Source organism: Escherichia sp. HH26CH, assembly GCF_009820205.1.
GTDB classification, from domain to species: Bacteria; Pseudomonadota; Gammaproteobacteria; order Enterobacterales; family Enterobacteriaceae; genus Escherichia; species Escherichia coli_F.
In genome coordinates this window covers 1-22,641 of the sequence record NZ_VNXM01000032.1, presented here as the reverse complement: position 1 = coordinate 22,641, position 22,641 = coordinate 1, and the positions used below count along the sequence as shown (strand labels likewise).

General features: G+C 49.3%; 26 protein-coding genes. 24 read left to right on the top strand and 2 right to left on the bottom strand.

Features of this window, described 5'->3' with window-relative positions:
- Positions 1 to 3 precede the first annotated feature (3 nt).
- The 21 genes from FQ015_RS10575 to FQ015_RS10475 all read left to right on the top strand — a co-directional run bounded on the left by FQ015_RS10575 (position 4) and on the right by FQ015_RS10475 (position 18,537).
- Positions 4 to 1,095 (top strand): terminase small subunit, encoded by a 1,092-nt coding sequence (locus FQ015_RS10575; protein WP_160524030.1) that lies wholly within the window; start codon positions 4 to 6, stop codon positions 1,093 to 1,095.
- Positions 1,085 to 2,413, top strand: a complete 1,329-nt coding sequence (locus FQ015_RS10570) for a terminase (RefSeq protein WP_160524029.1) — start codon at positions 1,085 to 1,087, stop codon at positions 2,411 to 2,413. Before FQ015_RS10575 ends, FQ015_RS10570 begins: the two co-directional genes overlap by 11 nt.
- Before the next feature lie 19 nt (positions 2,414 to 2,432).
- A complete protein-coding gene (locus FQ015_RS10565; RefSeq protein ID WP_000807704.1) occupies positions 2,433 to 3,869 on the top strand; it encodes an anti-CBASS protein Acb1 family protein in 1,437 nt (478 codons plus the stop codon).
- Positions 3,814 to 4,647, top strand: a complete 834-nt coding sequence (locus FQ015_RS10560) for a hypothetical protein (RefSeq protein WP_202385088.1) — start codon at positions 3,814 to 3,816, stop codon at positions 4,645 to 4,647. The genes FQ015_RS10565 and FQ015_RS10560 overlap by 56 nt, the downstream gene beginning before the upstream one ends.
- A complete protein-coding gene (locus FQ015_RS10555) occupies positions 4,628 to 5,878 on the top strand; it encodes a DUF2213 domain-containing protein (protein ID WP_160524028.1) in 1,251 nt (416 codons plus the stop codon). Before FQ015_RS10560 ends, FQ015_RS10555 begins: the two co-directional genes overlap by 20 nt.
- Positions 5,871 to 6,488, top strand: coding sequence for a hypothetical protein (locus FQ015_RS10550; RefSeq protein ID WP_160524027.1), 618 nt, complete (start codon positions 5,871 to 5,873; stop codon positions 6,486 to 6,488). The genes FQ015_RS10555 and FQ015_RS10550 overlap by 8 nt, the downstream gene beginning before the upstream one ends.
- 14 nt (positions 6,489 to 6,502) lie before the next feature.
- Complete coding sequence (locus FQ015_RS10545) at positions 6,503 to 7,531, top strand: hypothetical protein (protein ID WP_085446525.1); 1,029 nt, start codon at positions 6,503 to 6,505, stop codon at positions 7,529 to 7,531.
- 57 nt (positions 7,532 to 7,588) lie between these two features.
- Positions 7,589 to 8,059, top strand: a complete 471-nt coding sequence (locus tag FQ015_RS10540; RefSeq protein ID WP_000780862.1) for a hypothetical protein — start codon at positions 7,589 to 7,591, stop codon at positions 8,057 to 8,059.
- Positions 8,059 to 8,499: a hypothetical protein gene (locus FQ015_RS10535; protein ID WP_160524026.1), complete on the top strand. Its 441-nt coding sequence runs from the start codon at positions 8,059 to 8,061 to the stop codon at positions 8,497 to 8,499. Before FQ015_RS10540 ends, FQ015_RS10535 begins: the two co-directional genes overlap by 1 nt.
- Positions 8,496 to 8,936, top strand: a complete 441-nt coding sequence (locus tag FQ015_RS10530) for a hypothetical protein (protein ID WP_160524025.1) — start codon at positions 8,496 to 8,498, stop codon at positions 8,934 to 8,936. Before FQ015_RS10535 ends, FQ015_RS10530 begins: the two co-directional genes overlap by 4 nt.
- Positions 8,923 to 9,867 carry a hypothetical protein gene (locus FQ015_RS10525; RefSeq protein WP_001139505.1) on the top strand — a complete coding sequence of 315 codons (945 nt, stop codon included), beginning with the start codon at positions 8,923 to 8,925 and terminating at the stop codon, positions 9,865 to 9,867. Before FQ015_RS10530 ends, FQ015_RS10525 begins: the two co-directional genes overlap by 14 nt.
- Positions 9,867 to 11,204, top strand: coding sequence for a hypothetical protein (locus FQ015_RS10520; protein ID WP_063116736.1), 1,338 nt, complete (start codon positions 9,867 to 9,869; stop codon positions 11,202 to 11,204). Before FQ015_RS10525 ends, FQ015_RS10520 begins: the two co-directional genes overlap by 1 nt.
- A 23-nt stretch (positions 11,205 to 11,227) precedes the next feature.
- Positions 11,228 to 11,659: a hypothetical protein gene (locus tag FQ015_RS10515; RefSeq protein ID WP_000613368.1), complete on the top strand. Its 432-nt coding sequence runs from the start codon at positions 11,228 to 11,230 to the stop codon at positions 11,657 to 11,659.
- The gene (locus FQ015_RS10510; protein ID WP_137659416.1) at positions 11,656 to 12,273 is read left to right on the top strand and encodes a hypothetical protein; all 618 of its coding nucleotides are present in this window, start codon (positions 11,656 to 11,658) and stop codon (positions 12,271 to 12,273) included. Before FQ015_RS10515 ends, FQ015_RS10510 begins: the two co-directional genes overlap by 4 nt.
- A gap of 64 nt (positions 12,274 to 12,337) precedes the next feature.
- On the top strand, positions 12,338 to 14,431 hold the full coding sequence (locus FQ015_RS10505; RefSeq protein WP_160524024.1) for a transglycosylase SLT domain-containing protein: 2,094 nt from the start codon (positions 12,338 to 12,340) through the stop codon (positions 14,429 to 14,431).
- A gap of 3 nt (positions 14,432 to 14,434) precedes the next feature.
- A complete protein-coding gene (locus FQ015_RS10500) occupies positions 14,435 to 15,103 on the top strand; it encodes a hypothetical protein (protein WP_000056326.1) in 669 nt (222 codons plus the stop codon).
- Positions 15,100 to 15,366 carry a hypothetical protein gene (locus FQ015_RS10495; RefSeq protein WP_000209264.1) on the top strand — a complete coding sequence of 89 codons (267 nt, stop codon included), beginning with the start codon at positions 15,100 to 15,102 and terminating at the stop codon, positions 15,364 to 15,366. Before FQ015_RS10500 ends, FQ015_RS10495 begins: the two co-directional genes overlap by 4 nt.
- Complete coding sequence (locus FQ015_RS10490) at positions 15,366 to 16,373, top strand: hypothetical protein (RefSeq protein ID WP_024212671.1); 1,008 nt, start codon at positions 15,366 to 15,368, stop codon at positions 16,371 to 16,373. The genes FQ015_RS10495 and FQ015_RS10490 overlap by 1 nt, the downstream gene beginning before the upstream one ends.
- Positions 16,373 to 17,086: a phage baseplate protein gene (locus tag FQ015_RS10485; protein WP_160524023.1), complete on the top strand. Its 714-nt coding sequence runs from the start codon at positions 16,373 to 16,375 to the stop codon at positions 17,084 to 17,086. Before FQ015_RS10490 ends, FQ015_RS10485 begins: the two co-directional genes overlap by 1 nt.
- A gap of 497 nt (positions 17,087 to 17,583) precedes the next feature.
- Positions 17,584 to 18,138, top strand: coding sequence for a Rha family transcriptional regulator (locus FQ015_RS10480; RefSeq protein ID WP_160524022.1), 555 nt, complete (start codon positions 17,584 to 17,586; stop codon positions 18,136 to 18,138).
- Positions 18,139 to 18,189: 51 nt separating this feature from the next.
- The gene (locus tag FQ015_RS10475) at positions 18,190 to 18,537 is read left to right on the top strand and encodes a hypothetical protein (protein ID WP_160524021.1); all 348 of its coding nucleotides are present in this window, start codon (positions 18,190 to 18,192) and stop codon (positions 18,535 to 18,537) included.
- Here the strand turns inward: FQ015_RS10475 and FQ015_RS10470 are convergent.
- A complete protein-coding gene (locus tag FQ015_RS10470) occupies positions 18,513 to 19,070 on the bottom strand; it encodes an antA/AntB antirepressor family protein (protein WP_160524020.1) in 558 nt (185 codons plus the stop codon). The two genes, FQ015_RS10475 and FQ015_RS10470, sit on opposite strands and share 25 nt — an antisense overlap.
- Before the next feature lie 415 nt (positions 19,071 to 19,485).
- Positions 19,486 to 19,875 carry a hypothetical protein gene (locus tag FQ015_RS24175; protein WP_237427025.1) on the bottom strand — a complete coding sequence of 130 codons (390 nt, stop codon included), beginning with the start codon at positions 19,873 to 19,875 and terminating at the stop codon, positions 19,486 to 19,488.
- A 21-nt stretch (positions 19,876 to 19,896) separates the two neighbouring features.
- On the opposite strand from FQ015_RS24175, the gene FQ015_RS10460 reads away from it, so the two are divergent.
- The 3 genes from FQ015_RS10460 to FQ015_RS10450 all read left to right on the top strand — a co-directional run.
- On the top strand, positions 19,897 to 21,123 hold the full coding sequence (locus tag FQ015_RS10460) for a baseplate J/gp47 family protein (RefSeq protein WP_160524019.1): 1,227 nt from the start codon (positions 19,897 to 19,899) through the stop codon (positions 21,121 to 21,123).
- A complete protein-coding gene (locus FQ015_RS10455) occupies positions 21,107 to 21,733 on the top strand; it encodes a hypothetical protein (protein ID WP_160524018.1) in 627 nt (208 codons plus the stop codon). The genes FQ015_RS10460 and FQ015_RS10455 overlap by 17 nt, the downstream gene beginning before the upstream one ends.
- The coding region (locus FQ015_RS10450; RefSeq protein WP_160524017.1) for a phage tail protein at positions 21,730 to 22,641 on the top strand (912 nt) is incomplete at its 3' end. The genes FQ015_RS10455 and FQ015_RS10450, both read left to right, overlap by 4 nt.

The window sequence follows — 22,641 nt, the reverse complement described above, 5'->3', positions numbered from 1 at the left end:
CTGATGAGCAGACCAGACTGGGGGGCGTTGCAGCAGGAGTATATTGCTGAATACACCCGCTCCGGTATATCTCCGGTGGCATGGTGTGAAGCAAGGGGACTGAATTACGCAACAGCCCGTCGTTACATCAAAAAACCTCCGAAAAATGCGCAGACAGAAGTGCGCAAAACTGCGCAAAAAAGTGCGCAGAAAAAATTTGCGCAGACTGCGCAAAAGCGGAACGGAAAATCTCAGAAAAAAAAGTCAGTATCCGATGCGTGCTTGAATGAGGGCGACGCGGAGGAAACTTCATTCTGTCCCGATGAATTCGGCATTTCTGACCAGCAGGCAAAATTCGCCATGCTGGTTGCGCAGGGTAAAAACCTCATCGAGGCATACCGCCTAGCGGGTTACGAGGGAACGGGAAACGTAGCAAGTGCCGCAGCCTCACGTCTGTTAAGAAATGTTAAGGTTTATCGGGCTATCTCATGGTTCCGCAATCAGTACCAGAAACGCTATACCGCAGACCTGGATTTACTGGTGAGTCAGTTGATGGCCATTGTCCAGGCCGACCCCAATCAGTTGGCACAATTTCGCCGTGTTAACTGCCGTTATTGCTGGGGCGAGAATCATCTCTACCAGTGGCGCGATATAGCAGAATTCGACAAGGCAGCGGCGCAGGCTTCCAGAGATGGCAAACCCGAGCCGGAATATGGTGGCCTTGGCTTTGTTGATAACGCCATACCCAATCCGGACTGCCCGAAGTGCCGCGGTGAGGGAACGGGGCAGCTTTATATGGCTGATACCACTCTGCTTGATGGGGATGCGCGGCAATTATATGCAGGGGCAAAGCTCGGGAAATTTGGTGTTGAGATCCTGCTGGAGGATAAGGCTGCCGCCCGGCGCGAACTTATCAAGCTGATAATGGCGACGAAAGGAAGTTCTGCTGGTGGTGCAACTGACAGTCGCAATGATCTGGAGCTTGAAGGACTGAAGCTTCGCAATGAAAAGCTGCGCACTGAGATTGAAAACCTCAAAAAAGGCGTGGGTGGTGAGAATAACGAAATAATTATCCACAACTCTCTGCCGATGCCGGGAGTGGATAATGTCGATTGAAATCTACCTCCCAAAACCTCATGAGGGGCAAATAGCTGCATGGACGGCGGCAATAGAGGAACGCTTCCACGCGGTATGCTGTGGTCGTCGCTGGGGTAAAACGGTGATGCTGGTGAACATCGCTACCAGTTTTGCGACGCGGAAATTTGCCGTTCCTACCACCGGGCAGCTTATCGCGGGTAGGGTGGGGATTTTTACCGCACAATACCGCCAGTACCAGGAAATCTGGGATGAAATTAGCGCCGTTCTGCAACCGCTGATCCTCAGCCAGTCAAAAAATGAAAAGCGCATCATTCTCCGGAACGGTGGCCGCATCGACTTCTGGGTTACGGACAACAACAAACTGGCCGGACGTGGGCGTAAGTATCATGCTGTGCTGATTGATGAGGCCGCATTCACTAAATCGCCGGAAATGCTCGAAGAAATCTGGCCCCGCGCTATAAGCCCGACGCTTGTTGATTACCGCGGCTGTGCGTGGGTATTTTCCACACCAAACGGTATCGACGAGAGCAATTTTTTCTACGCGATATGCCACGATGAATCCCTGGGATTTGTTATGCACCATGCGCCAACTTCATCGAATCCGTATATTCCGAAAGAAGAACTGGAGGAAACGGAGAAGAAATCCGATCCGCGCGTCTGGCAGCAGGAATATCTTGCAGAGTTCGTAGACTGGTCCAAAGACGCGTTACTCGATGTCGATAAGCTGCTGGTGGACGGTCAACCAATTGAGATGCCGCCGCACTGCGACATGATTTTCGCAGTGATGGATACAGCGCTGAAAGGCGGGACCGAAAATGATGGTACTGGCGTGGTGTATTTCTCTTATGAGTCAACGTATTCGGACGAGCCAAAACTGACGATTATTGACTGGGATGTGACGCAAATTAAAGCGTCATTGCTTCCTGAATATATCCCCGGCGTTTATGACAACCTCGAGCGCCTCGCGAAATTATGCCGTCCGCGTCTGGGCAGCCAGGGAATTTTTATGGAAGACGCCGCGATGGGGGCAATCCTCAACCAGAAGGCGGAAACCGAAGGCTGGGATATGACGCCGATTAAATCGGCACTAACCAGCAAGGGCAAAGACGAACGGGCGGTGATGGCATCCAGCTACCACTATCAGGGGATGTGCAAAATCGTCCGGGAGGCTTACGACAAGACCGTTTCATTCAAACGCACCACCGCAAACCACCTCATAAAACAAATCGCCGGGTTCCACCTGGCAGACAAAGATGCGCATAAACGTGCTGATGACCTTTTCGATTGTTACACCTATGGATTGATCATCGCGCACGGTAATTACGCGGAATTGTAAAAATCTGGATTTTTTTCTGATGGCTGAGATCGAGATTTCTGTAAATCTCAGTTCTTCGCTGATGCGCATTCTTGAGGCTGAAGAAATTCAGCCGGGAACCGACATTGGCTATGAACTGTGTAAACTGCTGTGGCAGTACCACCCGCTGGGTGGGAAACTTGTCGAAAAACCCATACTTATGGCGATGTGTAAGCCGCGCCAGTACAACGTGGAGACAGACCCTGACGAGCGGGTTGTGCGGCGTTTCCAGGAGGTATGGGAACGTATGAAGGTTAACGAGAAGATTAAAAATCTGTTTTTTCTGTCTCGTTGTTACGGTGCCGCAGCGATCGGCGTGGGCACCGACAGTGTTTCATGTCGTGAACCGCTTCCGACGTTCGGACTGACAGAAGATGACGTGTATATCAACGCGTGGGACCCGTTGAACGCTTCCGGTTCGATGGTGACTGACCAGAACCCCAACAGCCCGTTTTTCCAGGAAGCCAATAAAAAACTGAAGATTGGCGGAAAAGACTGGCATCCGTCACGCACACTGAAAATCTTCAACGGCACACCGATTTATCTGGAGTTTCAGAGTTCATCGTTCGGATTCACCGGGCGAAGCGTGTTTCAGCGAGTTCTTTATTCCCTGAAATCCTATATCAATACGATGGAGGCGAATGATCTCGTCAGCCAGAAGGCAGGCGTACTGGTGGCTAAAGTTGTGCAGAACGGTTCGAAAATTGACGGGATCATGGCTGCTGCCACGGGGCGTAAAAGGGAAAACGTGAAAGCCGCCAAAAATAAAGGCGTGTTGAGTATTGGAAAAGACGAAGACGTAAGTTCACTGAACCTGCAAAACATCGACGGGGCGCTGAATACATCCCGCGACAACATCATTGCTGATATTGCCGCCGGGAGTGACGTTCCGGCCATTATTATCAAGGAAGAAGCGTTCAGTAACGGATTCGGTGAAGGTAAGGAGGACTCGAAAGCTATCAGCCAGTATATCGATGGTGTACGCCAGCAAATTGAACCTGTGATGGATTATTTCGAACGCCTGGTGCAGTACATCGCCTGGAACGAGGAATTTTATCAGTCGCTGAAAAATGATTACCCGGACATCATAACCGACGACTATAAAACCACGTTTTACCAGTGGCGACGTGAATTTACCGCGACGTGGCAGGAGCTGGTGGAGGAGTCGCCGGACAAACGCCGGGAAAGCGACAGTAAAGTGATTCAACAGGCGATAGCACTTTTCTCTGCCGTGTCGCCACAGGTTGATCCTGAAAACCGCGCCGCCCTCGCTGAATGGCTGGCAAGCCTTGTTAATGCCACGCAAACCTATGGCGAAGCTCCACTCATCATTGATGTGGACGCGCTGGCGAATTATGAACCACCGAAGCAGGAGACGCCTGATGGCAATTTCCAGCCGGGCGGTGAGGAAGAAGAAACGGATCAGGACGCTGTATGAGGTTCTGACGGATGCCGTTAACTACTACGTAAATCACGGGTGGGATAGCGAAAAATCATTGCTCGAATGGTGCCGGAAACTCCGTGTAGCCGCTCAGCGAGAAACCCCTGATGATACCGTAGCCAGAAAACATCTCACCGCTATCTACAGCCGTCTTGTCATCGACGGCGGGGCATTACGGGATCAGCCTCCTGATGGCCCTAAAAAAATCACTGTTGAAAAACTGAAACCTGAGTTTCGCAAGGAACTCGACAGGCGAATTTTCGCCAGTGCCAACCTGATAAAACTCAACCGCGAACAGGCCATCGAGAAAACCATACAGCGTTTTCAGGGGTGGGTTACGTCCATTCCGCCTGACGGGGTGAGCGAAATTGATCGCCGGGAAGTGAAGTCCGGTTTTCAGAAGTCCGTGAAGGATATGGATTTTATCAGTCGCCGGGTGGCAATTGACCAGGGACATAAGCTGGCGAGTAACGTTAAGTATCTGCTGGCTGTTCAGAGTGGTGCGATTGCTCTGCGCTGGCATTCTAACTGGCGGCGTCCGGGATACAAATACCGACAGGACCACAAAGAGCGCGACGAGAAAATTTATCTCCTTCGCGATTCGTGGGCGCTGGTGCAGGGGCTGATTAAGCCCGTATATGGTTTTTATGACGAAATCACTGCTGCCGGGGAGGAGGTTTATTGCAGTTGCGATGCAATGCCGATCTACGCCCCTCAGAAACTACCCGACGAATTTTTAACGGAGAAGGGCAAACGTGAGTTTAACCGAGCTTGAAGTGGCAGAACGCATCAGGGACGGAACCGTACCGTCTCCGGTGAAATTCTCCAACATGTGGCTGGTGAATTTGCGCATAACCGGAACCGGGCTTGCCTATCGCGCCGGGCTGAAAGAGCACGTCTGGCGTGATCCAAAGCTCTATCTGAACGAGGAGTTTTTAAGGCGATGCAATGGCCTTCCGGTTATCGCAAACCATCCTGACGACGCAGTTCTGACGGAGGAGGATTTTAAATCGCGGATCGTCGGCAGTGTCATGCTGCCGTATATCCGGGGTGACGAGGTATGGGCGGTGTGCCGCGTTTACCTCCAGAGCATTGTTGAAGAAATCACTGATGGTGATGTTTCGACAAGCCCGTCGGTGGTGTTCAACAGCACATCAGGAAATGTGGAAGTACAGGAAGGTGACACCAATTTTTTAATCGAGGGCGTTCCTTTCCTTGTTGATCACATCGCCCTGGTGACGAAAGACCACGGCTCGCTGGGCGTGTGGGATAAAGATCGGATCCCCGCAGGGGTTGAAGTGACAAACACAGGTGAAATCGAGATGGAAAAAGAAGAACTCCAAGCCCTGTTACAGGGGGTGGTGAGCGATGCCCTGCAAGGCATTAATCAGAAAATCGATGGTGTCGTTACGCGCATGGACTCACTGGAACAGCGGGACAAAGCGCGGGCGGATGCCGAAGAACAGGCGAAAAAAGAGGCCGAAGAAAAGGCCAAAGCCGATGAAGCCGCAGAGGAACAGCGTAAAGCTGATGAAGCTGCGGCAAAGGAGGCAGAAGAAAAAGCCAAAGCTGACGAGGAGGCAGAAAAAGAACGCAATGACTCTGCCCTGGCAGAAGCACAGGCAAAAGCCGACTCTGCATTCAGTGCCTGCGGTAAAAACGCGCCGGCCCCGTTTTCTGGTGAAAATGCGCTGGACTACCGCAAGCGTGCGCTAATCGCAATGCAGAAACACTCTCCGGCACATAAGGACGTCAATATTCGCGCGATTGCGGATTCTGCAACGCTGGCTGTGCTTGAGGACGCAATTTTCAGTGCCGCCCGTCAGTCCATCGAAAAAGAAATGATGAGTACGCAGGGGCAACTGCATAAACGCATCCGCAACGATGAAGCCGGGCGTCGCATTACTGAATATCAGGGCGATCCGAACGTCTGGCTGAGTGCCTTCAAAATTCCGGGGCGTCGTCTGGCAAAAATTAACACTCAAGGGAGCCTGAACAATGGCTGATATTAACTTTCATCCGTTTAAAAACCGTGGGGCGTTTGGTGGCCTTTTTAACGTCGAATCCCGTGGGCTGATGCAGGGCGATGCGCAGGATGATCCAGCAATTCGTCTGCAACTTTGCTCCGGACGACTGGACAGCAAAATCACTGAACCGGTATGGGGTGGCGTTGGAGTTATGGAGTGCATTGCTCCCACGAAAGACAGCGTTAACGGCGCGGTAATTAAGCAGGCTACACAAAACGCATGTAACGCCTTTACGGTCTTTAATCAGGCATTTCATGGCATTACCACGCCGGATAATCCGGTGCCGTTATATCTCGCGGGTGGCTTTGTTCACTATTACCGCGTTGGCTCAGGTGCCCGCATTCCTCTCCCTGTCAGTGCAGAAGTTGTTGCGTTGGCTGATGGCAATAACACCGTTGCTGCCGGTGGTTTTGTGTGGGATCTGACGAAAAACATGGTTGATGTTTATTCGGGATCACCCGGCACTAATCCGAAAGTGGATATTAAGCTGCTGATGGTTTCAGTTGACGGAAACCTGACGGTGAAAAAAGAGGATGGCGGTAACGTTGTCTGGGAAATCGGCAAACCGTGCGGCCTGTTTTTAATTTAAGGGGATATTAATTAATGAGCGCATTTACTCCTGCGACTACTATTGTGTCGCCGTCAATGGTGCTGCCGGAAATGATCGTGCAACAGAGCATGGCTTCCGGTGCGTTTGAAGTCCTGGCTGGCGGTGCTCCAGCGGTAAAAATCAGTTCCAGTGATTTGATGGTCTATCAGAAATATCTGCGCATGACCTCGCAGGCGCAGGTCGGCCAGTCTCTGCCGGGCCAGTTACCGTCTTCCAGTATCTCTGGCGGCTATGACGGGATGATGACTTACCGAATTTCTTCCCGCTCGCAATACAGCTATCTCGATACTGATGCAGCAGATCGCTGGGGCTATTCTCTGATTGAAGGCCTGCGCCTGGCTAACCGTCAGGGACACGCTCAAATGTTGCGTAATATGCTGCTGTATGGCGTGAATGCAGCTAATAACGAGGGGATCACCAACTCCCCGAACGCAGTGACGCTGAATCTGGGCAACGACAGCAAAGGGAATGATTCATATACCACCTGGGATTCCGGTGAGATGGCTAAATTTATGCTTGGCCTGATTGCTGACCAGAAAACCCGCATGTTGCTGCTGGGGCAGCCATTAACGACTGTTATTCTGAGCCCACAGCGATTCATGAAGGCGCTGGAGTGGACAGGAATTGTTGAGCTGACCAGTTACCAGCGTCCTGGTGGTGGTACCGGAACGGTGGGAACGATGGTTAAAGACGTCGCCGATAAGGCGACAGGCGACGACATCATTTTCTGCCAGGACGACACACTGATCGGTAAAGGCGCTGGTGGTAATGACCTGATCATCGTTACGAACCCGACGATTGAGGTTCCGGAAGCGCGTCACACCATTAACACCAATATTTTCTCCACGCTGGTACCTAACCAGCAGGCCGTCAACGTGATGTTCTGTGATATGGCAGCGCCGACGGAAATTCCGTCCCCTATGCCGGATGGCGGCCTGACAACGTTGTATACCATGCGCGCGACGCCGGGCTGGAACTTCCGCCCTGAGGGGATCACCCTGTTGTCTGCCAAATACGCATAAACGTTCAATCTGATAATGCGGGGAGCTGAATGCTCCCCTTTTTTGTGGGAAAAATTTATGAAGCTCTACATCGCTAACTGCTCACGTCAGCCGCACACGTTCAACTACAAACTCCCCGAAAAAACGCAGTCGTTCGGTGTGACAATTCCGTCCGGACGTCAGCATATGATCGAAAATCAGTCCGATATTATCGACCACATCATCCGACAGCATGAGCCTTACGGATTCCAGCGTTGTGACAAGGTGGACAAGAATTTTTCTGGTATCTGCTATTCCATCGATAAACCTGTGAGCGTCGGTCGCATTGAGGATTGCGCGGAGCAGAAAACGGAAAATCTGGAATCCCTGTCAGAAGAAATTCTCGCAGCCAGCGCCGTATCGCTGAATAACGCAGTGGATCAGGCAGTGATTCAGAGTGGCGAAAAACCTCAACCAGGTGGTATTGAAATGGAAATCACCGGGGAAGCGGTTAACACCGAACAGGAAAATCCGCCCAGCACAAAGCGAAATATTAAGGTTAAAAAATAATGACCCTGCGTCCGTCACTGGAGGGGTTTATTCGCTTTGTTCGTGACGACATGAAAGTACCGGTTCACGCTATTGCTGACGATGATCCGACGCTGGAATGTTGCTTTCAGTCTGCGATGGAGCTAATCCCTCACGATCAGGGGCTGGAGCGTTTACCCATCATCTATGTGCGAACGGTTTATAACGCTGCCGCCTCATTTCTCCTGAATTTCGCTCCCGGCTCGTGGTTTGCCAACCTGAGAAAAAAACTCAACCTAGGGAAACTGGCTACCGGGCTTGTCAGCGCGGCAGCAGACCAGGGGACATCGGGTTCGATCACCATCAGCGACGCGCTGAGTAATCTGTCTTTGCTGGATTTGCAGATGTTACAGGATCCGTATGGACGACAGGTTGTTGCGGTGCTGATGCAGATGGGCACGGTATGGGGTTACACGCCATGAAACTTTGTTTTGGGGTTATCGACCAGCCGTATGACTACGGCGACGAACCGGGAAAAACCACGTTTGACGTGGCCTGTGACCTCGAGGAGCGATACGAAATTTTTACGCACTTCTGGGAAATGCATAAGGACGAGATTATCCAGGAGACAGGGGAGATGGTTGCGTTCCAGCTCATTCGCCATCTCAAAAATAAAGTGCCGTTGCCACCTGTGCAGGTTATGGGCGATACCCGCGGGATTTTTCACCGTTTTCTGGAAGCCGAGGAAATGGCCGGGATGACGATTAACGGAAACCCTGTGCCAACTCAGGCCGCGCTACTGGGCGTTAACTCCAGGCTTAAGGACAAATATACCGGGGAGCGGCGTCCGTCATTCATAGACGGTGGCCTGTTTAAGGGCAGCTTTATAGCGTGGATAGATAATAATGCCGAGTCTTGAGGAATTAGCCGAACAGCACAGTTCGCAGCTCTCGTCCGTTCTTAAATCCGCAGTTGAAACCATCTCGTCAGACCAGGAAATCACGTTCAGGCTCTATGTCCGGCAGGTTCTGCCGCTGGATGGCTTTGTCTATTGGGTTAATGCGGAAATCATCAGTTGCGATGAACTGTGTCGCCTGAATATTGAGTCACCAACTCGTCTGAAAATCAAAGGCAGTCTGCATCGTCAGGTTATTGCGATTCAGGACGAGTCTGTCTCGAAGGATGTGAACAACATTATTTTCACGCCTGTTCAGCAGGTTGATGATTTTAATGTGGAAAATCCCGATGCGATCTATCTCGGTGAGTATGGCGGCGTCCAGTTTGCTTTTTCACGAATGGAGAGCCGTTATCAGCAGTCGGGTATTTTTCATTATCGCGGTATGGCGATTTTACCAACCATGCGCTCTCAGATTATCGACTGCGAGGAGGATATCAGCGACGAGCAGATCATCTCCAACAGCATCCCGATCTGGCTGCAAATGAAAGATGCCGCGACCGTGTATCCGTCTTACCTGGTACCGCAGAACCTTCGTCCTCCGTATATCGCAGTGGATGTTCGCAACAGTATTCCTTTGCAGGTGGCTCCTGTTGTTTTCGGCGGTGAGCGGTTTCAGCTCGTCCAGGATTCGGTTCGCCTGACGCTTTACGGATTCAGCAACAAAATGGCGCTGGATCTTGTCGACTCGGTGGTGAACAGGGCGCTGGAGGAGGAAAAGTTTGGCGTAACCAATATTCCGGTGGTTCAGGACGCAAAGTCGGGACAGGTTGAAATCAACGCTCTGGCGAAGAAAAAAATTGTCGATTTTGACGTGAATTACTACCAGAGCACCGCCCGGGAAATATCCCGGCAGTTGATTGAAAAAGTTATTTGTAAATATGAGGTTAAATAATGGGATTTAATATCGTCACGGTGAATGTGTCCCAGACCATCGGGGCCATACCCTCGAATCTGCAACAGATGGCTGCGATTCTCTCGTTTGGTTCCACGACTCATGAGCCGGGAAAGCCTGTATTACTCACCCGTAATCAGGATATTAACGATCTGGTTAAAAATCCGATTGCTGCGTTGTCGGCGGCTGCCGCAGGAAAATCTGCGGCAAACGTCACCGTTACGATGACGCTTCCGGAAGGGAGTAACATCCGACGCGAAAACAGTTCTGAGGTGAAAATTGTGGTGTCCGGGTGTTCGCCCGACGCGTGGAATGGCGAATATACTGCTACCGTCACGGATGAAAAAACACTGACCTGGACGATTGCTGATTCTCAGCTTTCCGGTTCGCCAGTGACACTGGGGCAGTTTTCCATTGTCGGCAGTGAAAATCTGGTGACGGCAGTAAACACGTTTTTTGCCCAGGGAAATTCAGTCGGGATTTACCTGCTGGAGCTGGGAGTACAGAAAGGCGGGGTCAGTAAGGAAATCGCTGCACTGAAAGCTTATATGGAAGATCCGCTCCTGCGTTTTTATGCGTATCTGGTGCCGCAGCCGTGGGATGGTGACGCAGAATTTATCAGTCTGGCAAAACTCCACACCGCCAACGAAGCGATGCAGTATTTCTTCGTGCTGACGAAAACGCCGGACGACACGAATTACGTTTCGCCTTATGCCGGTATTAAGTCGGTTATTGCAACGGCGGATGATACGTACCCGGCGACAAACGCGGCAGCAGCCGTAATGTGGAACTATGTTTCCGCATCACCTTCAGAAATCAACAAGGTGCCGCCGATGGCATTTCGCTATCTGCAGGCGGTAAACGCCCACAAGGGCAAAAATTCCATTCTGGCCACGATGACAAAGCAGAATATTAACTACGTCGATACGGGTGCTGAGGGTGGAATTTCCAACACGATTCTGGTGAAAGGCGTTACCAGTGACGGTAACGATATGACGTACTGGTATTCCGTAGACTGGGTGCAGATTAACGTCGATATGCAGCTCGCCAACACGGTGATCAACGGCAGCAATAACCCAATTAACCCGCTTTACTACAACCAGGACGGAATCGACCGTCTACAGCAGGTCGCACAGGCGGTGTTCAATACGGGCGTATCTTACGGCCTTGTCAACGGCCAGCCTGTCGTCGATGCAGTGCCTTTCCGCCAGTATATCAACACTAATCCGAATGATTACGGTATCGGGCGTTATGCAGGCCTTTCGGCCTCCTATACGCCGATGCGCGGATTTGTCGAAATCATTTTTAACATCAATGTGACAATGCAGCTTTCGTGAGGGACTGAACCGTGCCTAATCCAATGATCCCCGTTGGCACCCTTAACCGGGTTCGCGCCAGCGTTAAATTCACCTCTCATTCCGAACTGAATGTGTCCGCCTCATTTCTGGCAAAAGAAGGCGTCGAATTGTCCTTTCAGGGCAATATCACGGAGTTTTTACCCGCTATGACGGGAGCCGTGCAGTCGCCGCAGCCATACATGATTTTACAGGCGCGTGTTCATCTGTTGCGTAGCCAGGCGCTGGGAAAACAATTCAAGGCGCAATGGGAAAAGAATGCCACGATCGGCGACGCAAAAGTGTATAGCGACAGCACGGTATTCGGTGACTTCGATATCTATAACACGGCGATCACCAACGTGCAGGATATGACCTTCGCCGGGGGCGAGCCGGGTGTGGCCATCACCATTACCGGTACGTATTACATCAACTCTGAAATGTGGGATCTGGTATGAAAATCTCCCGAAATCTGAATCTGATTATTCCTGTCCGGACAGAAAAGGGTAATGGCTGGATCCATGCCACGCCGATCAGCAAAGAGGTGTTTAAAGAGCATTTCTTCATTCTGAGTAAAACTTTTTCTGCCATTTTTTCAGAAGGTCTTGGCGTCGTTGCGGGGCCACGTATCGCTTTTTTGATGCTGGAGCGGATCTCGCGTGATTCTAATGCCTGGGAAGGTGATAAAGGGGTCCGTAATACACTGGTTAATGAGGTCATTCGCCTGGCAAACCTTGTTTACCCAGTAGAGGGAAAAGGCTACGACACAATCCCTCTTGATATGGCGCTGGAGCGTGAAATCATTGATTTGGACGAAGTAGCGGGTGAGCTCATTTTTTTTACATGCGTCTCGTCGATAAATTCACCGGAGCAGGCGAAGGGGACTATGGATGTGGTCAATGGAATATGGAGCACTCAATGCTCGTCATTGAATCTTACGGAATGGATTGCTTCATTGCTGACATTGAAATCAGCCGCCAGTTCTGGCGCGACGGCGAACACGTCATCAGCGACATCCTCGACTACTCAGCCGGAGCCGGATTCAGAGACATCTGTGCAGATTCCGGTCTGAATGTAAAAACAGCAGCTCAGTTTCGTGAGCTGCTCAAACTCAAAAATCCCGCAGGAGTATTGTGATGGCTGGTAACCAGATGCCAGTTCTGACGCTGGATGTTAATGAAGAACACCTCAGGCGGCTTGAGGCGATATTTGAAAAGTATCGCAACGGACTGATGATTGGTCCTGCCGGGACGCCGCTTAAAATACCTTCAAATACAGGTCAGGGAGGTGGCGCCTGGCAGACAACCACAGGCGGAGAAGCCAATCAGGCTCCCAGGAAACCATCTTCACCTGCACCAGTTCCGGCTGCGTCCAGTGATGGACGTTTAAGGGATGAAAAAGGGCGCTTTGTCGGCAGCGGAAAAACAGCGGATTCGCTGGTGAGCAACTATAAAGGTCGCGGCGAAACGATGTTTGATAAGTACCTCAGCGGGCTGGGGAAAAACGCCAAACAGACGCTGAAAACTTACAAGCAGATCAATTCTACGCTACAGACGACCACTTCGAGATTAAACAACCTGTTTAAAACCACCGTATCGTGGGGGACAAAACTTGCGGTTATGGGCGTTGCCGGGCCGTTCGGCTTTGGCATGATGTCCCGTAGTGTTGTAGAGAAACAGAGAAATGCGGATGAATTGACGGCAACACCAGGAGAGTTAAAGGCGGCAGAAAGCACTTATTCGCCTTATTTTTCCGGTGTTGGTAATTTACTCAATACACTGGCAGCCGCGCAAAATGACACTCAGCATCCTGCCTACAACGGGCTAATTGGGTTAGGGATAAATCCTAAAAAAGGGGCAGCAGAAAATCTCCCTGTGTTGTTAGAAAGAGTCGCTGCTCTTGCAAAGGAGTATGAGGGAACAGGATTAACTCAAGGGATGTTAAACGGGATGGGGCTGGGTTGGGTTAACTTTGGCTTTGCTAACCAGTTAGTCAAATATCAGGACAAAATACCTGAACTCAACAAAGAGTTTTTATTGCGGGCTTCTCAGAATGACTCGTTGCTCACATCTGGACATACAAGTCAGTATCAGAATCTTACCAGTAACTTAGAAAATAACTGGGACCGGCTTACCAGCGGATTTCAGGGAGCGCTGGCCGGGAATGCATATCCCTTAATCAGAATGTCTAATGGTGCCACGAATGCTGCCCTGAATTTCATGAATGGTGAGAACTTTAAAAGGATTCTGACGGATGTAGAAACAGGTCTGGATAAACTTGGTAAGTACGTAAATGGCCCAGATTTTAATAACGACCTGAATAATTTTGCCGGAAATGTTGCAAAGGTCACTAAGGCTCTTGGCGGATTTGTAGGTTTTGCGGCTGAGCATCCCTGGCTTTTTGGGGCTGCGGTTATTGCCGGAGGAAGCGGGGCTTTCACTGGAGTGGCGAGTGCGGTTGTAACTGCGATGATGAGGCATCCGTTGATCTCTGCGGCAATGGCTTATGGTGCTTATGCGTATAAGGATCACGAAAATATCATCGCTTCGGCAAATTCATCATGGGACTACACCAAGAGAAATGTTGGTGATGCGCTTCGCTGGATAGGTATTGATACCGATCTTGGGCGTAAAAATACCGTTCAGGGAACGCCTGAAATTGCTATGGATATTCCGGGAGTGGCGACAGTAAACGGGTTGCAGGATTACGTAAGAAAGATAAACCGGGAATCATTATTGCCTGAGAATATGATGGCGGCAATTGCTGAAAAAGAATCAGGATGGAATCCAAATGCAATAAGCAAAGCTGGTGCGAAAGGTTTATTTCAATTTATTCCAGAAACAGCAAAAGCTTATGGGTTAGAGGGAAATGACGTTTTTGACCCAGTTAAGTCAACACATGCCGCTGCCAGATATCTTACTGATAGCATGAAGCGTTATGGTGGTGATATAGCAAAAGTTCTGGCCCAGTATAATGGGGGCAATGTTGCTGTAGGGAAAGATAATAACCTGAGGCTCAAAAGTGAAACGGTGGATTATCTCCTTAAGCTCATGGCACAGATACCAGCCATGAGAGAGCAGAGGCCGATGCTTGAAGGTAAATTACTAAATGCCCAGCAGGTACTTGCCAGTAATCCAGGCGGGAGAGCCCTTATTCAGCTTGAAGTTCTTCAAAAACCAGGTTCGGATATTTCGGCTCAACTGGCTGGGATGCAACAAATTCCGGGGTAAACCATGTCACTTAATTACTTTGGACAGGCTTTCAAACTGGCGTTTGAAGTCTCGCCCATTCTTTTGGTTGACGGCATAGCGTCGAAAATTCCAGGTGGGGTGATGCCGATTGCTGTTTTGACTGAAGGGCTAAGCATCACGAACGGTCTGCTGCATGGCGAGATACGCACACGCTCGATGGCGGCGTTTACCCCGATGGCGGGGACAACGTTAGTCCAGCAGGATCTTTGTAACCTGAATTTCTATAACCAGGTAACGGCAGCGAATGCGACCGTCAGGAAGCCCAATCGGGTAGTCATGCAGATGATCCGTCCGGCATCAACGGAGGACGGTGGCTACACCACGAAGGGAATGACGTTCACGGCTCTGAAAATGGCGCTTGATATGCATAACCAGTATGGCGGTTGTTACACCGTTCTGACTCCCTCGTTTATCTACACGCGCTGCCTGATGCGGTCGTTTATCGATACATCCGGTTTCTCTGAGCAGAACAAGCAGGTTCAGCACACCTGGCAGATTGAGTTTGAGCAACCATTGTCGTCTGTCGAACAAACGGTAAAAACGCTAGCGAGCGTTTTAGATAAATTTGATAAAGGGATGCCGTCAGACGGGCCGCTATCGTGGTCAGGTATTCGGAACCAGGTTGCGCAGGAGTTTGGTATTGGCTTATGACAACGTTAATTCCTTTCAAACCGGACGGGCGAGGTCCGTTTCAGTTCACGGCCAGAATCGGAGAATATGAAACATTCGCCCGCGTTCCGTTTAATCTGTATGCAAATCGTTACTACCTGGAACTGAAAGACAGTTCTGGCGACGTGATTGTGTACACCCCCCTAATTGCTTCCCCTGATGGTTACGACATCAATCTGGCGCTTCCATTTGCTCCGGGAAAGCTCATTTTTCGCGAAAGTACTAATCAGTTTGAGGTTTCGTAATGCGTTATTATCGATTAGAAATTATTAACCCTAAAACTGGAAAGCCACCTGTATGTCGGAATGGAAAGCCCATTGGACCTTTTGATACCAGTGAAACACCAGGATGTGGGTTGCATGTCGAATTTGACTTTGAAGTAACCGCTCTGGATATAGTCAGAGCGGGAACGATGTTGACGATCTACGGACTGCCAATCGACATGCTGGAGCAAAGCGTGAATTTGCAGGGATGTTTAGTTCGTATGAAGGCCGGATTTGTTAAGGGATTACCTTTGGCAAATCCACTGCAACAGGGGGAAGTAATTTATGGCGAAATTTATTTTGCCTACGCAAACTGGATAGGCACAAACCAGACATTAAATCTGGTAATAAACCCCACCATACGTAAAACCGATGATGGAAAACCTTTCATCTTAGAATTTGATGGTAGAACAGGTGAGAAACTGGGAGATGTTATATCCCGTGCTTTAAAAAAGGCATTTCCGAATAAATTGATCGATTGTACCGTCAGTGACAGTCTCGTTTTGCCTGAGCCGTGGAAGGGAACCTACGAAGATATTGGCTCGTTAGCGATGGTCCTTCGTAGTGCTTCGATTGCCATGATTCGCAGCGAAAAATACTGTGGTGTTGGTATTAGCATTCTTTCCGACAGGGTACGGGTTTACGACAACGCATCAGCTGACTGGGGAAAACCGAAGAAAATTGAGCTTTATGAACTTGTCGGTCAGCCTACCTGGATAGCCCCTTTTACCGTCAGTTTTAAATGCCCGTTGCGGGGAGATATACGATGCGGCGATGTGATCGAACTCCCGGAGGGGCTATATTCAGGCGCAGCGTCGATTGTGATGGCTAATACAACGGCACCCAGCGTTATCGCAAAAAATTCGACCACGTTCACCGGGAAATTTCTTGTGAAATCGGTCAGACACATTGGTTCGTATCTGACAGCTGATGGCGATGCCTGGGTGACGGTATTTGAGGCATATGCTGAGAACTGGGCGAGTGTGTAATGTCAAACGCTCAAAAATTACCGTTTCTCCGAACGCTGTCGGAGATGATGACCAGTTCTGGCAACCAGCAAGCCGAGCTTAAAGGCCGTGAATTGCCCTGCCATGTTGTCGGTGTCAGCGGGCAGATAGTGACAGTTCAGTTTGATATGCTGCCGGAGGGGATCAACTTTCCGCAGATAACAATCCCTGTCGCCACATTCCCGTATATTCGTTACCCGATACAGCCGGGCGATCGAGGAGTAACAATTGCCGCTGATGTATCCCTGCGCGGTGTGTCCGGATTGGGAACCGGTATGGCGACGCTCTCTTACTCGATGTCGCTCACTCCACTGTTTTTCGTGCCACTGGCAAACAAGGACTGGTCCGACGAAGATCCGCAAAAAATCGTTTTGTACGGTCCGGATGGCGCGATCCTCAAAACAGAGGACGGTAGTAGCTCGGTAACGGTGGCACCGGAAGAAATCAGGCAAAAGTCGAAAGCTGTTTACCTCGAGGCCGAAGATATTTTCCTTAACGGGAAAATTCACCTCAACGGACCGATCGTCCAGGACAAAGCCCAGATGAAGGATACAACCGCTTCGCTGATTGGCCCTCTCAAAGTCGAGAAGGATGCAGTTATCAACGGCGTGAGCGCCAGCGGTCACAGCCACGATGTGACTGGCGTTCAAAGCGGCAACAGCACGATCACGTCGAAGAAACCAAATCCGGGTTAATACCGGTTCACTTCAAACTCTAGCCATAAAGCAAAAACCCCGGTCTGTTCCAGCAGCCGGGGTTTTCTGTTTCCACACCTTGAAGGGAGCAAGGAGAGAACCTGTGTTCGATTTTAGCAAACTGATTCGGGAGATTCGAGTTATGGCTGAAAAATTATCCACCTGGAAGTTTTTGCTTATTTGGCTGGTCTTTCTGATTCTGGCGTCTGGATATTTTGTTGGGCAGATCCGCTGGTGGTGAGGACACGATGAGTCCCTTCTGATCTCGGCGTTTTCAATACACCTGGATTTTTTTATTCCCTGGTGAAAACCGACAAGTGACTTTCTTTCTAATGGTTCCGTAAACGCGGGGCTGTCTTCTGAATGCGCATTCCGCGCGCACGTTTAACTTCGAGCCTATCAGAAAGCTGAGCCTGAGAACTGCCGTTGATAACGGATCATCTCGAAGGGCGGCTTTTCTGCGGAACTGGCTCAGCTTTCTAATAGGAGTGATCCAAATGAACTATCCAACTTTAGTTAATGGTATTGATTTTCGTGACCTGGTGTTTGTTGCGGAGCATGAGCCGGTGACTGATTCGTTTATGGTTGCAAAGGCGTTTGCGAAGCGACACGACAACGTTGTCCGTGATATTGAACGAACTATAGCGGCCTGCCCTGAAGAGTTTGATACAAAACTCAATTTTGAGGTTTGCTTTAAAAACAATGAATTGCAGAATGGTAAGCCACAAAAATTCTACAGGCTTCGGAAGGATGGACTGATGCTTCTGGTTATGTCTTACACAAAGAAAGAGGCCATGAGAATAAAAGTTGCATACATAAACGCCTTTAACTGGATGTACGAAATGCTTCAGGTTGGCCGCCGTCAGTTTGAAGAGGAGCGCAACGCCGTCATGCTGGAGTATATGAAGGAGAAAGATGTAGCGAGTATGTCAGGTCGTTTGCTTAATCGATGGGGAAGGGTGAAAAAGCCACAATTGCTGGCCCGGATTGAGCGACTTGAGCAGCGGGGGCAAATTGCTTTTCCTGGCTTCGGGAAAGCGATAACACACTGAGATTGTGGGGGGGCGTTTGCCCCCCCAGTCTTTTTCTGGAGCATTAAAGGCATGAGAACATGGGGCCGCGTCACCGACGCGAACGGCAACAAAAAATGGGTTGCTGTAGAATCTGACGCCAACGGTGATTTCTCCTACGGCTGGCTGACGACGCTCATTCAGACGTTAAAGCTGGGGTTGGGGGAGTCGCCGTTTTACGCGAATTACGGTATTCCTGCGCAGCAGTGCATCGTGCAGCAGATTTACCCGGACTACTATGTGAACATGATTCAGCAACAGTTTGCCGGGTATTTTGCATCATTGGCAATTTCAAAGGTAGATGGGGCAGAGAACCCCACCTATAACATCGATGTTGTGTTTTTTAATGGGACCAGTTACCGGACGCAGGTTCCGGTTTGAGGCAAGCTTTCGGGCATCAGTTGGGCCAGTGGCGTGTTAAGAAGTTCATCGCGTGGCATGACAATCCATCCACTTTTGCGTAGTAAGTGAATTGCCCATTCTGTGGTGATAACTGAGCCTGATTTGTGGTGCTCAATGTGGGTAACTGAGCCGTTTCTGACGCGCATGATGATGTCAACATTCAGAGGGGATTGTGTGCTGGTGATATCCTCGCGCAGCTTCTTCTCGCACTCGATGAAGTATCGGCGGATCTGGCGGCCTTTTTCGTTGCGTTCGACCATAGCCAGTTCTTTGGCGGTGTCCAGGGTGAGGTGGTAGTCCTTTTTCCCTCGTCCGTGACCTATTTCCCGTTTTTGGGAAATAGCTATGTAGTCCTGATTTTCTATGAATTCATACTCGCCGATTCGCTCGGTGATCCAAGTAGCAAAGCGTTTACCTACTTCGAGAAAGGTGTGCAGATCGCGAGCGTTGCAGAGAAGGGTAGTTTCGTTTGAAACAATGCCGTTGAATACGGGAATTAATTGGCTGGTCATAGAAACCTCGTGAAATTTTTTCGAAATTGTGGTGCCAGGAGGTTCGAAACGGCTTCACGAAACCGCGGACTTATTTCCCTTTCGGGTGTTGTATTCGTCGCCCTCCCGACATTGATCGGGGATGTGACCGCACATTGTGCCATCACTGAATTGTAGGCATAAAAAATCCAACACTGACGGGGTTGGTCTAGGCCGCGTGAAAGAGGTTTCGACGCCTCATTCGCCCAATCATACTCAATTGGGCGCGGTTGTAAAGTCCAACAACTACTTATTTTCAGCCACACATTTTTCAAAATTTTTTATCGAGTCATTGAAAACTGAATTCATTATCTCATAAGCTTTATGATCTATCTTTTTGTCTAGATAATCTTTATTGTTTTTCTTTATTTTTTCCTTGGTATCTGCAATGGCTTTTTTACAAATTTGATAATTTATTTGCTGATCGTTTAAACCGCCCCCCATTGACAATTAGAGAAATGGCCGTATTCATGTCTTGTATATTGTAGGAATAATGTAATGTGTCATGGGTTGGATGGCTGGGATTATCATAATAAACATTACCGAATTTCATTAACATTATTCCCGATTTCCCATAAACAGAATCAGATAAGTATGCGGCATTCATATTTCCGGCAGTAAAATTATCAGTATGGCATATAAAACGCCGGCCATATTGAAGCTGTAATTTATGCATAGCATCGTTGCAGGCAGCTCTTATTAGACGGGTATGATAATTGTCTTCTTCTTGAGCGCATACTGAAAATGAAAGAGTGGATGCAATTAGCAATGAAATTAATTTCTTCATAAATTACCCTTGAGATTAACTATGTCAGAAATACCAATTACTATGACCAGTGCGGGTGCGCAGCCTACGCCACCCAATGATTTGCTTGCGAATCTTATCACCAGAGTTGCTGAAAAAGTACCTGGATATACAGCCAACCTTCCGGCGGGGCTTATTACGGACCTTGCCAGCACGGCAGTCGGGGCGCTGGCATTAATAGACCAGGCACGGGTGGACCTTATTAACTCCGTAAGCCCATACGGCGCGAATATTCCGTTACTGATGCAACTCGGAAACATTTATGGAGCACAGAAGGGATTAAGTACAAATACGGCGGTATACGTGGTGTTTGAGGCGTTGCCGGGGTTTGGTATCCCTAAAGGGTTTGTGGTTGGTGACGGTAACTACCAGTATGCAGTTTCTCGCGATACGGTGGTGCCGGAAAGTGGGCAGACTGAGCCAGTTTACTGTGTGGCCACAACGTCAGGCTCATGGGCTGTACCGGAAGGGACCGTGACGCAGGTCATTACATCAGTACCCAAAGACCAGCCTGTAAAATGCACCAACCTAACCGCAGGGATGCCAGGTCAGGAGGAGCAGACGTGGGCATCTTACCGCGCCGAAGTCATGGAGTCCGGCATGTTTGGTGTGCAGGGAACACCGGATTGCTTTAAAGCGATGCTCAAATCAGTAAGCGGTGTGCGAGAAAACCTGATTTCTTTCCGGCAGTCGTCGCTGGGGAAATGGGTTGCGGTTGTTGGTGGCGGCGATCCGTATGATGTGGCTTATGCGATTTACAAATCTGTACCGGACATTTCGAAACTGACCAACGATGTTAGCAATCCATCCGGTGCGGCAGTGGAAAAACGCACGGTTTCAATAACCGTTTCGCCGGACGTTTATCAGGTAGCGTTCGTTATCCCGTCATCACAAAACGTCATGGTGCTAATCACCTGGAACACGGTGTCCGATGATTATGTTGATCCGGCGGGTATTGCTATGGCAGTGCAACAAAACGTTGCTGATTACATCAATTCTATTGAAGTCGGTCACCCGATAAATTTGCTGCGAATCCAGGATATTTTTACCAGCTCCGTCAGATTGCTGGTTGATGCAACATTGATCTCAACAATCAGTGTGAGCATTGGCATTAACGGCCATATTGTTCCTCCGGCAAAAGACACAAGCCTGGTTTATGGCGATACATATTCCTATTTTTCAACGGTGGCATCACAGGTTCAGGTCAACAAGTATGCAATATCTGATTGAGAAAATTCTCCCTGCTTATCCATTTGTGCAGTACAGAGATGATCCGAATGTTGTTGCGTTCTTTGATGCATACAATGAAATTGCTCAGGAATACCTCGATTCACTCAACAATCTGGCATTGTCATGCTGGACATCGGAATCAATAACCGGGCAATTGCTGGACTGGATTGCACTCGGGATTTATGGCGTTGAAAGGCCTTTACTACAGGTTTCCGAGGAGGCTATTGCACGAGGCGCATACGATACCATTGAATACAATACGATCCCGTATGCAGCAATGCGGAATTATGTTCCGGGGCAGGCATCGTATGTACCTGATGATTATTTCAAACGAATATTAACGTGGAATTTTTATAAGGCTGACGGTTCGCATTTCTGCATTGACTGGTTAAAGCGACGTGTGGCGCGGTTCATTCATGGAAAAAACGGAATAGACCCGCCGTTGCAGCACACTTTTGATGTGAGTGTGACAGTATCGGACAGCGTTTTTTCTATTCAGATACCAGAGTATGGCGATGGTATAGGCTATTTTCTGAAAGATGCCATTGACCAGAAATATGTAAAACTCCCTTTTATTTATTCCTATGCAACAACGGTGATTCAAAAATGATTCTTGGATTTGGCAATAACGTTGTTTCAGCACTGGCTGGTGATATCACCACGATTCAGACTGATATTCCGGTAATGCCCGGTACAGGGGCCAAATTTGCAAAATTGCTTTCTGCCGATTTTGAAAATAAATCGAACGGGCAACGTGTCTATGCAAAAATTACGCTTACCGATAATAAAGAGTCTGCATTTGAGATTTGTCACCTGGTATCGGTAAGCGGTGATGTGTTGAAAGTCATTCGTGGGCAGGAAGGAACAACCGCGAAAGGTTGGTCCCTTAATGACGTTGTGGCTAACTTTGCCACGCGTGGTTCGGAAAACCATTTCGTACAGATAGCGCAGCTTCAGAGTGGTCATTATATTGCGGGAGTTGCTGGCGGCACTGCAAACGCGCTGACTCTGGAGCTTCCCGCGACGTTTTTTGTTAATGGAGGTACAGACTGGACGCTACGAACCCCGATTATCGTTTTCCCCGTTCAGAACAATACCAATGCCGCGACACTTCAATTAACACTGGGCGGAAAGGTTCTTGGTACGTTTCCACTTTATAAGGGGAACAAGTCCGAGCTGGTAGCGAATGATATCATTAAGGGTATTCCTTTGATTTGCCTTCTTGATAGCGAGAAAAGCTATTTCAGTGTTATAAATCCTGGAAATATCTATTCAGATTTTGATCTGCGATATGTAAAAAAATCTGGTGATTTGATGACCGGGGAGCTGAAAATCCGTGGTGTTAATGCGCTGAGGATTTTCAACGATGCTTTTGGCCTGATTTTTCGTCGTTCGGAAGAGAGCCTGCATCTCATTCCCACCCAGGAAAACCAGGGTGAAGACGGCGATATTGGCCCACTGCGACCGTTCAGCATTAACCTGCGGACGGGTGAAATATCCATGTCGCATAAAGTGTCT